This window comes from Oceanobacillus limi (genome assembly GCF_900111445.1).
GTDB classification, from domain to species: domain Bacteria; phylum Bacillota; class Bacilli; order Bacillales; family Amphibacillaceae; genus Ornithinibacillus; species Ornithinibacillus limi.
In genome coordinates this window covers 1-13,706 of the sequence record NZ_FOHE01000012.1, presented here as the reverse complement: position 1 = coordinate 13,706, position 13,706 = coordinate 1, and the positions used below count along the sequence as shown (strand labels likewise).

Genomic DNA, 13,706 nt, shown 5'->3' with positions numbered 1-13,706 from the left:
GTAATCATCCCTTCCGAACTTGAAATAGCTTGCGACTTAATACCGATTCATTTAATAGTGCTACAAAAGTAAAGGCTGTAAGAGAAACCAAACAACTCACAATAACCACCTTCCAAGTAAAGCCAGAAGAAGCATACACAAACAAATTACCACACATCATGCCAATAAAAATAGTAGCCCCTACCCAGGAATATGTCTCTTTCCGTAACAACCCTCGAATATTTTTATCGTGCCAGCCGACTTTATAGAGCAGATGGATATCTTGCTGTCTTGCTTGCCAAAGTCGGAACAGTGATTCCGTAAGTGTGAAGGCCGTTAATACAATCACGCCTGTAAGCAATAGCAACTGCTGGTCATTTATTTGCCAATGAATATAGGAGCCAAGATTTGTTTCAGTCATTCGCCGTACCGTGACTTCAGATAAGGAAATAATAAATGCCAATAGTCCAGTTGTTAGTAACAACTGTAAAGCTGCTGCTATAATTTGGGACTGGTGATAGCGTATATTGGTAATTATGAGAGACTGTTGCGGCTTAAACGATTGCTTTTTAGTTTTTATATCATCATTGAGTCGATCGCATATCCATTTTAATCCCTGTATGGTTACAAGCGCGCCACTAAAGCTAATCAATAAAATTGGTTGGAACCCATAGATGAGTAAAAGGTATGCGCCACTTATGGTTGCGCTCACCAAAAGCTGCCATAACCATTGTCCACGGTAAAATCGCTGAATTGTAACATGTGACCAACCAATTTTGCCAAAGCGCTCTCTTTCGGTGGTTTGTTCTACCTTCATAACCCGAAAGCGAGCAACCAACGCTAAAAGCGCAATCATGAAAAAGGCAGATCCAATAGCAAAGCCAAACACATTCCAACTCGAAAAAATCGTATCAGCAGCCCCTAATGTTGTCCATGGTTGTAATACCGTACCAATCTCTTCGACATCAACGGCTAATGTTTGGTGGGAGGAACCAGCAACAATATCAACATGGAACCCTTTTGCTTCTATATCGGAAGCGACTTCTCGGATTTTAGTTGCAGCTGCTTCTGTATACCCATCAATTCCGTCAACTTTCACCCGTATGGCATCAATCGGTGCTGCTCCTTTAAAGCGCTCTGCCCATTCTATTGAAACCAGTCCATGTGCTGGTGTAGGTAAATAATTGCCTGCTAGGTGAGTTGGGTGTAGCTCGTCCCCTGTTTCTTCGAGTGTACCGTAGTGGTATTGATAGATACCGAGCGGGCTCGCAGCTAAGTCATTTTCAGCAGATCCAACTGATATCGTATTTACTTGTGTAAAATAAACGAAATCCTCGTTTGTTTCTCCAGCCTTAAACGACTGATGTTCAATAGGTGTGACGTTTCGATGAAGTGGGATATTTCCGTTTAAGTCAATAACGTTGACTGACAGGGTTTTATCTTGGAGCTCGTAAGCTGGTGGCGAAACATTATAAAATGTATTTTGCGTGGTGTAATCAGAAACAATAGCCGATTCGCCGTGAAGATTAATATCATAGTCATTCCCCATAATTATATTGTAGTCTTCATCGAGCATATACCAGTCTTGTTCAAAGGAGGTGAGATGTTCGCCAAAATCTATGACCTTTACCTCTTCTTCTACCGATTCAATAGAAGATAGATTCGACTCAACGGTGTGTCGTGCCGTTTCATTATCGTCGAAGATAACGTATTCTAATCCTTGCCCCTCTGGAATGCTTAGTTCCTGTTTTAGGATATCAATCTCATCTTCTGTTACATCAAGGGCTTCCACTTTAATTGTTGTTTCTATTGGTGTACGTGACTCGGATATCCCAACCAATGGAATCCCCTCTCCGCCACCAGGTCCCATGCTATCACTAATCTCTGTTTCAAGAGATGAAAAATCGACACCAGTTAAGGCAGATTCAGATTCAGGATCAATAGCCACAACGGGATGGTAGGAAGAAGGTAGAACGAAACTAGGATTCAGACTTGTAAAGATATTTGTTAATTCTTCTGGGTAATAGACATCATAGAAATCACCATCGAGTGGAAATAAGAAATATGCTGTTTGTTCTGCTATTTTGTATGTTTCTTGTCCGTCACTTGTGTGATGCGTAACGGTATAGCGGACGGGGTGACCAGGCTTTGGAACTTGAAATGATTGACTAGTTTTTGTAAATGAACCTAATGCTGCAACAGGTGCAGCAAATGCAATGCGTTCATCGGTTGCTATTTCTTGCCAGTCTTCTATCCTAATTCCTCCATCACCAACACCTAAGTAATTCTCTTCAACGACACCAAGGGATTCTTCTACAGATGAAGGTGCATCACTAGAACGGACCAACAAATCATATTTCCCACGTGAGAAATCGGTGATGTCGGCTTTTACTTGTTCATTTGCCTCTGATAGAGAGTTCGTTGCAATTGGGATGAGTGCTAATATAATGGTGAGCAATACGATGCTGGCACAAAGTTGAAGTGGACGTGCAAGTAAGTGTCGCCATTGAATACGAAACATCGTTCTTCCCTCCTAACGTGTAATGTTTTAATAACAATTACCAATATTATACAAATTGACCCGCAAAATGTATATACTTTGTTGTTATTTTTTGAATAATTTCACTACTCTTAAATTGGATATTCATTCGATTTATTCCATGATAAATTCTACTGAACCCCTATAGCCCGTTTTATTTTTATGCTTTCTAAGCAATAGTACGATCATATTCCAACATACTAGTTTGTAAAGATTACCAACTAATGGTATTATTATTTATGAATAAAAATATAAATCGTTCATACATTCAAAAGAGGGATAAAAGATGGCAAAAGGATTTACAGATCAAGAGAAAAAACAGATAACGGATCAATTAATCAGGGAAGGGAAACGCCTTTTTAGTACATATGGTGTAAAAAAAACGAGTATTGGCCAGCTAACAAAAGCAGTTGGCATTGCGCAAGGTTCGTTTTACCAATTTTTTTCTTCCAAGGAAGTTCTATTTTTTGAGATTTTAGAAATAGAAGAAGCAGCTATCAAACAAAAACTTATGGATGAATTTGATTTGCAAAATATAACGAAGCAATCTTTTAAGGAAATGTTGTTATATAGTTTGGAGTTGATAGAGGAACATCCAATTGTGAAATCATTGTTTTATCAAGAAGACGTGGAACAAATTATTCGGAAACTCCCTCCTGAAGTGATAGAGGAGCATATTAAGCGTGATGAGGATGTACTTGATCCCTTCATCCAATTGTGGCAAACCAAAGGTATCCTAGTAAACAAGGATCCCCAGGTAATCACGGGAACGGTCCGTGCGTTTTTCACCATGCTCTTACATAAAAAAGAGATAGGGGAGGATGTGTATCCAATGGTAGTGGATCTCTTAGCTGAAAGTTTAGCCGAAGGGCTTATAAGTGAGGAAGATGACCTATGATTAACGTTAACAATCTAGTATTTCGTTATCCGACCAAATCGGAGAATACGATAAAAGGGGTTACTTTCCAGGTAAAGAAAGGCGAAATTTTTGGTTTTTTAGGGCCGTCTGGAGCGGGAAAGAGCACTCTACAAAAGATATTAATAGGGATATTAAAAGGATACAAAGGAAATGTAAAAGTGGATCAGCAAGAATTAAAGGATCTAGGTTCCATGTATTTGGAACAAATCGGTGTAGGATTTGAATTTCCTAACTTTTACCATAAGTTTACGGGTTTGGAGAATTTAACTTTTTTCAGTCGACTGTATCAGTCCAAGACGAGGGATCCGTTGGAACTATTGGAGCAACTGGGGATAGGAGATGCTGCTCATGTGAAATTTAGTAATTATTCCAAAGGGATGAAGATGCGATTAAACTTTTGCCGGGTGCTGTTAAATGATCCAGATATTATGTTCTTAGATGAACCAACTTCAGGACTCGATCCTGTAAATGATAAAAACGTGCGTGAATTAATAAAGCAAGAAAGGGATAAAGGAAAAACTATTCTTATCACGACGCATAATATGAACACGGCAGAGGAACTATGTGATCGGGTGGCTTTCATTGTAGACGGTCAAATTTCTTTAATTGATTCTCCGCAAACATTGAAGGTTCGAGACGGAAAAAAAGAGGTGAAAATAGAATATCGTGATGATGCAAGAGTGAAAAACGCTACCTTCTCATTAAATGATTTAAGTGAAAATACGGCTTTCCAAACGATATTAAAAAACCATGAAATCATTACCATGCATTCGCAGGAAGCAACATTGGAAGACATATTCATCAAAACGACTGGTAGGGAATTAATATGAAATTATTATCACTAGTAAAAATGGATATTCTGTTTCAAGTCCGCCACGGTTTCTATTATGCCTATGCACTAGTAAGTGTATTCTATATTGGAGTATTACTGTTCCTACCAGAATCCATGGTAGCGAAGGCTTCTATATTCATTATATTTACGGATCCATCGGTGTTAGGATTTTTCTTTATAGGTGGACTTGTTTTACTAGAGAGAGGGCAATCCATTTTTGGTACACTATTTGCTTCACCGGTTTCTATTCATCAGTATATATGGAGTAAGGTATTATCTCTAACCTGTTTAGCTGTAATTTCAAGCTCGGTTATATTTTATGTAATCCATTCAGATTCGTTTGATTTCTTTCCTTTTTTATTAGCTGTCATTTTCTGCTCTATTTTGTTTACGTTACTTGGTATCGTATTGTCTGTTCGCGTGAAATCGATCAATGTTTTCTTATACGTCTCGCCAGTTTTTGTCATCCTATTTTACATACCGTTACTGCGGTTGTTTACCTTCTATGAGTCCAAACTATTTTATCTATTACCGACTGAAGCAACACTAATCCTCTTAGAAGGAGCGTTGTCAACAATCCCCATTCCTATATACATCTACACCATTGCGACTTCTTTGATATGGATCGCGATGGTATATGGTTGGGCTTATGTTTCTATGAAAGATTTCATTACCACCAAATATATTCAATAGAGGAGGGGAAATAGTGCTGAAGCGAGTATTTCTGCTTTCATTAAACGATTGGAAAAACATCAAACGGGAGCCATTATTAATTTTTTCTATGCTTGGTTCTATTCTATTGTGTATACTTGCTCGAATCGGGTTACCGGAACTCAATCATCTATTAAATGTCTATTTATCCTTTGACCTTCAAGGACATTTTCGTATGATTATTAGTTTAGTAATGTTAATGACACCTTTAATGATTGGGTTGCTTTATGGTTTTATGATCTTGGATGAGCGAGATGAAGGATTATTACTATACTATTCCGTAACTCCTTTAACGAAAGCTGGATATCTTTATGGACGCTTGCTAGTTCCAATAGGGATCACGTTTCTGCTTACATTTGTTCTTTTGTTTATTCAAGGGATCGTTCTTATTCCTCTTTCTAAATTTATACCGATCGCATTTTTGTTAGCGCTACAAACGCCGATCATAACGATGCTTATGGGGACGCTTGCCTCAAATAAAGTCGAAGGATTGGCCTTAATGAAGGTAATTAACTTACTCATTCTCGTTCCACTTTTCGATTATCTTTTGGCACATCCGCTCGTGAAAATTGTCATGGTATTTCCTGTCTATTGGCCAGTGTCCATGATGATGAATCTCGACTCCAATTTATATTGGGTTCACTTTTTACTCGGTATTGTTGTAACACTTGTATGGTTTGTTATATGTAATTATAGGTTCCAACAGAAAATGGAATAGTTTCGGTTGATTGGAAGTTAGGAGTAAAAGTGAAGCCTTGACGAAAATCAATTGTAATTTATAATAGCTTTATCCAAACGTTTAGGGGTGATAGAAATGGCAATGAACTTGTCTGATATTGCAGTTTCTCATGCAAAGCCTAATATGGGATAGGTGATCCTTTGCATGAGATTTAAACCGTATCACCTAGCATTGATTGTTTCATTCTCAATATTAGGCTTTGCACCTTATTTCTAGATCAAATGAAAATAAGGAGCTGGCTAATATGAGCTATGTTAAAGCAACTTCTGTTTTACCAGAAGAATTAATGAAGGAAATTCAAAAATATGTACAAGGGGAAACCGTATATATTCCAAAACCGAAAGCAGCTCATAGTGAGTGGGGAGCACGATCGGGGACGAGAAAAATCCTTGATGAAAGAAATGTATCCATTAAACAATCATTTAAAAATGGGGCAACGATTGATCAATTAGTAGAAGAATATTATCTTTCTGCGGAGACCATTAAAAAGATTGTTTACTCTAGAAAATCATAGGGAGTAATAAGCGACAAAAGCACGGAAACCTACTCAAGTTGGCCGTGCTTTTGTTAGGTTGAAATTATTTTCTAGTTGTTTTCTACATATCAAAAGCTAATGTAATCAGATACAATAATGACAAAGCTTATTACGATTTATCGGAGTGATTGACATGGAACCATTTATAAGACCAGATCAGTATAATTTTATTGAAAACCAAGTGCAAAATATTGCAAGTGGTTATGCAACAGTTAAAGATGAGGGTGTATTGAACGCGGTGAAATCCCTTGCCACGGAACGGGTGTTAGACGTAATCACCAATTTAACTAGTGAACAGCAGCACCTATTGCAACAAGTGGAGAAGGTTGATGATAAGGAAAAGGCAGAAGGATTCTTAGCACAATTAAAACCTTATGTAATTCCATTTCAAATAACGGAACAAGCAATTCACAAATTATTTCCGAAAGTAAAAAAGTTAAAGGTGCCACCTCTAGAAACGATCGATTGGCAGAGTATATCCTATTTAAGTTGGGTAGACCCGGGTTCAAATAAGCGCTTTATGGTCCTTAGAAAGGATAATAAGTTGAAAGGGATCCAAGGGTCATTTAAACCAGCGATCCAAGAAGGGATTTGTACCATTTGTAACAGCCATGAAGAAGTTGGTCTGTTCCTTGCAAAAGAGAAAGGAAAAGTACAAGGAACGTATACAAAGCGGGGGAATTATATTTGCGTGGATAGTCAAACCTGTAATAACAATATGAAATCATTGGACAAATTACATGAGTTTGTGGAGCGGATTAAGGGGTGAAGTGGTTTTAATAGGTTAAGAATAATATTCTGATCGTATTGGATTTGCATCACAAAAAATAGGTAGAAAGGGATAGGTGAAAAAACATTCCTATCCTACCTCCTACATAGTAGCGAATCCATTCATCGTTTGAAATGGACCCTAGCCTAATCTTGTGCCAGGTACCTTTGTGGACGTTTTTGCTATAGGTATGGAGTTTTTTTAGTGATAACTACCTTTTATATGAATACAATGCTGGTTTGTGTTCTTGGGCATTGTTTTCTTATCTATTTCGTTTCACCAACCATTGAAAAAACGTAAAATGTAAAACGAGAAAATAAATAAGAAACGGGTAACATAAAGCAGAATACCAAATTTTCCATTCATTATACTTGATAAATCCAATTTTAAAAGAAATATATTCAAATGCAAGAGTAAGCAAAGTAAAACATAAGATGTAAACTACCTTCCGTTTAATCGACTTACCAAAGGGGAAGAGGTTTAGTAATATAATACTTGTAGAGGAATATAAAATAACTTGGCCAATTAATGGTGGTATTTGGACTCCTGGCTTATCAAGTATATAAAGTTTATATTTTACCGCTAGTACCGTATCAACAAGTAGACCAAATAAAGTTGCGAACAATGTTGTTGCATAAATTTCATATGGTTTCATTTTTTTAGGAGTTAAAAAAGCTAATAATGCTAAAACCAAACTTGCCACGTACACAAAAATAGTTTGTGGTTCCAATTTATAACCCCCATAATTAACAACCCTCATGTTTTAATCATTATTATGTATGTTTTTCTCGTAAATTATTGCTGGATTTAATGATACTTTCTACTATTGCTATTCCTACGATTATAATTCTTCCAATAAGGCAATATCCTCACTTGATAAAGGCTCATTGTTCACCAAGACCTTCTTACGTTGAAGTGCTTCCAGCTTCACTTTTCCATCTTCCAAATCCGCTTCGGTTAAGATGCATGGGATATCATAGGTCACCGGTTTTCCATCGAGATCGTAGAACAAATAACCTTCCTTCTCATCAAAAATAAATGAGTTGATTTTCATATTTGGTATGATAAACAGCGTAAGTTTTTCATTGTCATTCCACATCATTTTTAACAGTATTTTTTTCTTCATTTTCTTTTCAACTAAGGTTTTCATCGCATGTAATGATATAGCTTTTGCCATCTGATTTCCTCCAACTGTTGTTTGCTAGTAGTTCTATCATATTATTTCTGTTCACCGGAAACAAGAGCAGGACAATTTCTCCCTTTGAAAATGAATATTCCAAAAATTGATATGTCTCTGTTATAATAAAGTGAATCTTCTAGTAGGAATCTTTTCCTAGCTTTACGGAGGTTAAGAGATGGAATGGATATTTTGGAGCGGTTAGCGAATTTCATCCTACCATCCAATACATAAACGAAAAATTCTATTATACTAGGAAAAAAGGAGCAACCTCTCATGCGAAAAATCGTCATAATTGTAACCGCTATCACATCTGTTGTTCTCTTTTATTTTACCATTGACGCTGCGGTAGGGGTTTTTCGGCCTGATTGGCAACTACCAGAGGAATCGGATAAAGAACCATTGAGCAATCGTATTGTGCTAATTACCCAAGAGTTGGATACTCCTTTTTGGGATAAAGTGAGTAGTGGAGCAAGGGAGCAAGCAGAAAAGGGTGGAGCAAATCTGGAAATATGGGGGAGCTATGGAAATAACCAGAAGGATTTTCTCAAGCAAATTGAAATTGCGATCTATTCGAAGGTAGACGGAATTATTGTACAGGGATTGGATACGGAAGAGTTCACGGAATTAACGAAAGTAAAAGCATCTTCTTATGGGATTCCAATCATTACGGTTGCCAATGATGTACCAATGGATGAAAGCCTGCGCCGGACATACGTTGGCTCCAATCAGTATTTAGCTGGGAAACTGATTGCACGGCAGCTAATAGTTGATATGGGTACATCTGGAGAAGTTGTTCTATTGCTTGATCGTAGAAAGGAATATTATCAAGAACAGCGGTTAGCGGGCATTCAAGATTTTGTTGAAGGATTTCCGAATGTACAAATTATTGAAGCGGAGGCAGGAAATTCAAGGGAAGAGGTTATGGCCAAAACAAAGGATTTATTAAATAAATATCCAAACGCGGATGCTTTTATTGCCGTTAACGCGAATTTTGCCGGAGATATGATCGAGGAAATAGAAAGGCGGTCAAAGGTGGAGCCTTACTATATCTATTCCTTTGATGATGATTCCCGATCATTAACACTTTTGGAACAAGGGAAATTGGATGGGATTATCGAACAGTCCCCAAAAAAGATGGGAGAGCAAAGTGTTGAACTAATGATGGAATGGTTGACTAACGAGACCGTTCCACTCAATTTGGAAGGTTATCTCACGGATATTCAGATGATAAAGGCGATGGACGTACAATGAGCAGTATACAGAAGAAAATATGGGTGTTAGCTGTCGTTGTTTTGCTCATTATGGCAACGATTTGGATATCACTCATTTATTATAATCAGAAAATGCAAGATCAATATAATGAAATACTGGAACGTTATTTAGTTATGAATGAAGTGACTAGCACAAGCCAGCAAATGGTAACGGCTTTAAATAATTATTTAATTGATCCCACTTCAGACAATTATGGTGTGATCGATAGCAATCGAGAGCAAATTCAACAGATGAAAGCTGACGTTATCGATTTAAAACATGCCGAGAACGAATTTGCGTTAACAAACTATGTGAACTTGATGGATAGTCTAATCGAAGCAGCTGATCGATCCCTTCTTTCCCATCCAGAGGGAGAAACAGAGAATGCTCGGAATGCCTTAACAGAAGCAACGCATATTTCCAATTATATTTCGGAAATGACCCTTACGTTGATTGATACGGAATTAAAGACCTATGACCGATTTTATCGAGGAATTATTGATCAATCAGAAGAGATTAAGCAGCTAGGGATTTGGTTGCTATTATTGATTACCTTTTTACTATTACTATTTACATATTGGTTCTCTCTGCGAATTACGCAGCCGGTGGAAAAACTAACCGAAGCGGCGGGTGAAATATCCAAAGGACGATTTGATTTAAAAGTCGAAGTAGATTCCAAGGATGAAATTGCCTTTTTAGCAAAGACGTTTGATCATATGCGCATTAACATCAACAACTTGATCACAGAAATTCAACAAAAAGCTCAACTGGAAAAAGAACTTCAGCAAAGTAAGCTACTTTTAAGAGAAAGTCAGTTACGTAGTTTGCAAAGTCAAATCAATCCGCATTTTTTATTTAACACGTTGAATACACTATCCAAAAAGGCCTATATGGAGGGGTCAGAGGAAACCAGTGATTTGCTTGTGAGTGTTGCTGGTCTGTTGCGGTATAACTTAAAGCACTTAGATAAATTAATGACGTTAAATGATGAAATGAAGGTTTTGCATCAGTATATGGATATTCAAAAAGCACGGTATACAGACCGATTAACATTTCATACATCGGTTGATGAATCCTGCTTAGATATACAGATACCTGGTCTTACGTTACAGCCGATTGTAGAAAATGCGGTGATTCATGCTGTCGAGCCCAACGAAGATGGTGGGGTCATTTGGTTCCGCATCATCGATGGGGAGGATCGTGTGATCGTAGAGGTAGAAGATGATGGGCCTGGAATGCCAGAAGAAAAAATTAAACAAATCATGGCCGAACAGTTGGATACGACAAAAGGACATGCCACTGGGATTGGACTGAGTAATGTGGTAAAACGACTTCGCCTTTTTAATGGTTTTGACGATGTTATTCAAATTGAAAGTTGCTTCGGACGTGGAACAAAAGTGATCATCCATATCCTTAAGGAGAGAGGAGTTGTTCAGCTTGATGAAACTACTAATCGTAGATGATGAACAAATTGAACGAGATGGACTGCAAGCGATTTTAGAGAAAAACTTTTCTAATCTTGAAATCAAGCAAGCTAAGAATGGTAGAGTTGCCATTGAGATGGCAGCAACGTTTCAACCTGATTTGGTATTCATGGATATACAAATGCCAGGGATGACCGGTTTTGAAGCTGTGGAAAAGATCAATGCGGACAATCCTTATGTTAAATTCATTATGATTACAGCCTATGCAACCTTTGATTATGCGCATTTGGCTATGAGGCTTGGGGTGGTTGATTATTTGGTCAAACCAAGTAGGGTAGATGAAATTGTGGAAACCGTTGAAAAGGTTCTCGGTCAAATCGAAACGGAACAAAAGTCGTTCGAGCACAACAAGCAACAACAGGTCGCGTTACAAAAAGCGATGTCTCTATTTGAAACGGATGTGGTTACCCAGCTACTATTTGACCATGTTCATGAAGTACATTTAGATGAGCTTGTTGAACTGCTAGGGATGGAGGCTGCCAAAGAAAAATTTGTGATGAGTGTGTTGCTACCACTCGGCTCGGAATATTCGTATACAGCGATTCGAGAAAAAGTTAGGGAAAGCGGAAGTGGTTGGGTTGGTGCATTATATGGTCGTCAGCTGCCGATCATTGTATTCCGAAGCTCCGATCAGTCATTTCGTCAGCAGGCCACACAATTAGCTAGAGAGATTTTGACGTTGGCAAAATCCGATGATGGGGCAGGCTGGTTTATTGGGATTGGGAATATCTATCAATCCCTCGAGCAAATTCGGCAGTCGTATCAGGAATCATTGATTGCTACCAAGGATACGATGCTACCCGTGAAATATCGTTTTTACTCCGATTTGCCGGTGCTTGTTCCAGGTTTTGATGAACAAACAACGAAGCAGCATGAAGAGCAATTTTTTGAATATATCCGTGGCGGACAATGGGAAGATATTTTTTCCTATATATCCGATATGGTGGACCGTTATGAGCAGGAAGGAACCAATTTATTACACGCACAGCAACGCGTGATGGAGTTACTTTGGCTTACTTCACGTGTTCTAAGTGAAATGGGTGTGGAGTCGGATGCACCATTTTATTCCTTTCAGGCTACAGATTTCAGGCAAATTCGAGCGGAAACCAATCATCTGTTAGAAAGAATGCAGGATGCGTATGACAAGCACCATGCGAATCTTGAAGTGGATATTATTCAGAAGGTGAAACAATACATTATCGAGAATGCCCATAAGGATATTTCCTTAGATGCTATTGGTAGGGAAGTGGGCTTAAGTCCGATTTATATTAGTAAGCTTTTTAAAGAGCAGCTTGGAATAAATTACATCCATTTTTTAACGGAGTGTCGAATTGAAAAAGCAAAAAAATTAATGCGAGATCCAGAAAAAAGCATGAAGGAAATTACATTCGAGGTAGGATATCATGATCCGAACTACTTTAGTAAGGTATTTAAAAAGATGTGTCATATCTCGCCAACTGCATACCGAAAGAACTTACTTGCATGATGCGTGCTATCTAGAGTTCAAGGAAGGGAAGCGAAAAGCATGAAGCGGTTATTTTTCCGAATTGGTCACGTATTGCTATTATTCGTAGTGCTACAAGTTGTAGCTGGCTGTGAAGATGATGAGATATCGGTAAGTGAAGCGCCGTCCAAGGAAGCGACATATAAACCAGCAGAGGAAGAGGCTGGTGAGGAACCCATTAAAATTGGTTTTTCGATGGATACGTTGCTCGAGGAACGCTGGCTTAAGGATAGAGAATTGTTTAAACAAGCGGTAGAAGATCTCGGTGCAGAAGTAGAAATTATTGCTGCTAATGGGGAGGATGCCTTGCAGGTGTGGCAGGCAGAACGATTGATCGAACGAGGGATCGACTTGCTTGTTGTGGTTCCTCATAACGCAGAAGCAACAGCAACCATCGTGGAAAGGGCGCACGATGCGGGAATTAAAGTGATTTCGTACGATCGATTAGTGAAAAATGCAGATGTTGATCTGTATGTGTCCTACGACAATGAACTGGTGGGGGAGTTACAAGCGAAGGCAATTACAAGCTTGGCTCCTAAAGGGAAATACGTCTATATTGGGGGAGCGGAAACAGATAATAATGCTCATTTAATGAAAAAAGGAGTGTTTAAGGTACTCGATCCACTGATTGAAAAGGGAGATATCACTGTTGTGTATGATCAATGGACAAAGGACTGGGTACCAACAAATGCACAGAAGAACATGGAAGAAGCTTTAGAAGCAAACGATAACCAAATTGATGCCGTTATTTCTGCCAATGATGCAACGGCTGGGGCTGCAATTCAGGCACTCGATGCCCAAGGACTAGCGGGAAAAATTCCAGTTGCCGGCCAAGATGCTGATTTGGCAGCAGCACAGCGGATCGTTACCGATACCCAAACATTGACCATCTACAAGCCGATCCAGGCATTAGCTGAAACAGCAGCAGAGCTTGCCGTAAAACTAGCTAAGGGTGAAGAGGTGGAAGAAGATCGAACCGTCAATAATGGGAAGGTGGAAGTGCCATCTGTTTTACTTTCTCCGATCGCTGTTTCCAAATCGAACATTGTTGAAACGATAATTGATGATGGATTTCATACGAAGGAAGAAGTGTATCAGTTTGTTGAGGATTAGGGTTAATGGAGGGGATCCGTTTCGTTCATGGATATGGTCGACGGATTCCCTCGCTTTTTGAGCAAATAGCGGAACCAGGGACCAGAACGTTTGACTGGTGGATCCTCGTTCCGCTATTTCTAGTAAATCGCTAGCTTGGTGGCCGTATGTG

The 13,706-nt window shown here is 38.6% G+C and carries 13 protein-coding genes; 10 read left to right on the top strand and 3 right to left on the bottom strand.

Annotated elements, in window-relative coordinates; genetic code table 11:
* Positions 1-4 precede the first annotated feature (4 nt).
* The gene (locus tag BMX40_RS13000) at positions 5-2,500 is read right to left on the bottom strand and encodes a hypothetical protein (RefSeq protein ID WP_090870613.1); all 2,496 of its coding nucleotides are present in this window, start codon (positions 2,498-2,500) and stop codon (positions 5-7) included.
* A gap of 304 nt (positions 2,501-2,804) precedes the next feature.
* Here BMX40_RS13000 and BMX40_RS12995 point away from each other — a divergent pair, with 304 nt between their 5' ends.
* From BMX40_RS12995 to BMX40_RS12970, 6 genes are all read left to right on the top strand, one after another.
* Positions 2,805-3,416, top strand: coding sequence for a TetR/AcrR family transcriptional regulator (locus tag BMX40_RS12995; protein ID WP_090870611.1), 612 nt, complete (start codon positions 2,805-2,807; stop codon positions 3,414-3,416).
* Positions 3,413-4,267, top strand: a complete 855-nt coding sequence (locus tag BMX40_RS12990) for an ABC transporter ATP-binding protein (protein WP_090870609.1) — start codon at positions 3,413-3,415, stop codon at positions 4,265-4,267. Before BMX40_RS12995 ends, BMX40_RS12990 begins: the two co-directional genes overlap by 4 nt.
* Positions 4,264-4,962, top strand: coding sequence for a fluoroquinolone export ABC transporter permease subunit (locus tag BMX40_RS12985; protein WP_090870607.1), 699 nt, complete (start codon positions 4,264-4,266; stop codon positions 4,960-4,962). Before BMX40_RS12990 ends, BMX40_RS12985 begins: the two co-directional genes overlap by 4 nt.
* Positions 4,963-4,975: 13 nt before the next feature.
* On the top strand, positions 4,976-5,698 hold the full coding sequence (locus BMX40_RS12980; protein WP_090870605.1) for an ABC transporter permease: 723 nt from the start codon (positions 4,976-4,978) through the stop codon (positions 5,696-5,698).
* 265 nt (positions 5,699-5,963) lie between these two features.
* Positions 5,964-6,233, top strand: a complete 270-nt coding sequence (locus tag BMX40_RS12975; RefSeq protein ID WP_090870603.1) for a CD3324 family protein — start codon at positions 5,964-5,966, stop codon at positions 6,231-6,233.
* A gap of 154 nt (positions 6,234-6,387) precedes the next feature.
* Entirely contained in the window at positions 6,388-7,023 is a 636-nt protein-coding gene (locus tag BMX40_RS12970) for a FusB/FusC family EF-G-binding protein (protein WP_090870600.1), read from the top strand.
* 262 nt (positions 7,024-7,285) lie between these two features.
* On the opposite strand, the gene BMX40_RS12965 is transcribed toward BMX40_RS12970, so the two are convergent.
* Positions 7,286-7,753 (bottom strand): CBO0543 family protein, encoded by a 468-nt coding sequence (locus tag BMX40_RS12965; protein WP_090870596.1) that lies wholly within the window; start codon positions 7,751-7,753, stop codon positions 7,286-7,288.
* Positions 7,754-7,864: 111 nt separating this feature from the next.
* The gene (locus BMX40_RS12960; protein WP_090870595.1) at positions 7,865-8,200 is read right to left on the bottom strand and encodes a hypothetical protein; all 336 of its coding nucleotides are present in this window, start codon (positions 8,198-8,200) and stop codon (positions 7,865-7,867) included.
* Positions 8,201-8,476: 276 nt separating this feature from the next.
* Between BMX40_RS12960 and BMX40_RS12955 the strand changes: the two genes are divergently transcribed.
* From BMX40_RS12955 to xylF, 4 genes are read left to right on the top strand one after another with little or no spacing between them, the layout of a single operon-like run.
* A complete protein-coding gene (locus BMX40_RS12955; RefSeq protein WP_090870593.1) occupies positions 8,477-9,454 on the top strand; it encodes a sugar ABC transporter substrate-binding protein in 978 nt (325 codons plus the stop codon).
* Entirely contained in the window at positions 9,451-10,917 is a 1,467-nt protein-coding gene (locus BMX40_RS12950; RefSeq protein ID WP_090870591.1) for a sensor histidine kinase, read from the top strand. The genes BMX40_RS12955 and BMX40_RS12950 overlap by 4 nt, the downstream gene beginning before the upstream one ends.
* Positions 10,892-12,424: a response regulator gene (locus BMX40_RS12945; protein ID WP_090870589.1), complete on the top strand. Its 1,533-nt coding sequence runs from the start codon at positions 10,892-10,894 to the stop codon at positions 12,422-12,424. The genes BMX40_RS12950 and BMX40_RS12945 overlap by 26 nt, the downstream gene beginning before the upstream one ends.
* Before the next feature lie 39 nt (positions 12,425-12,463).
* A complete protein-coding gene (xylF, locus tag BMX40_RS12940; protein ID WP_090870587.1) occupies positions 12,464-13,555 on the top strand; it encodes a D-xylose ABC transporter substrate-binding protein in 1,092 nt (363 codons plus the stop codon).
* The last annotated feature ends 151 nt before the right edge of the window (positions 13,556-13,706 follow it).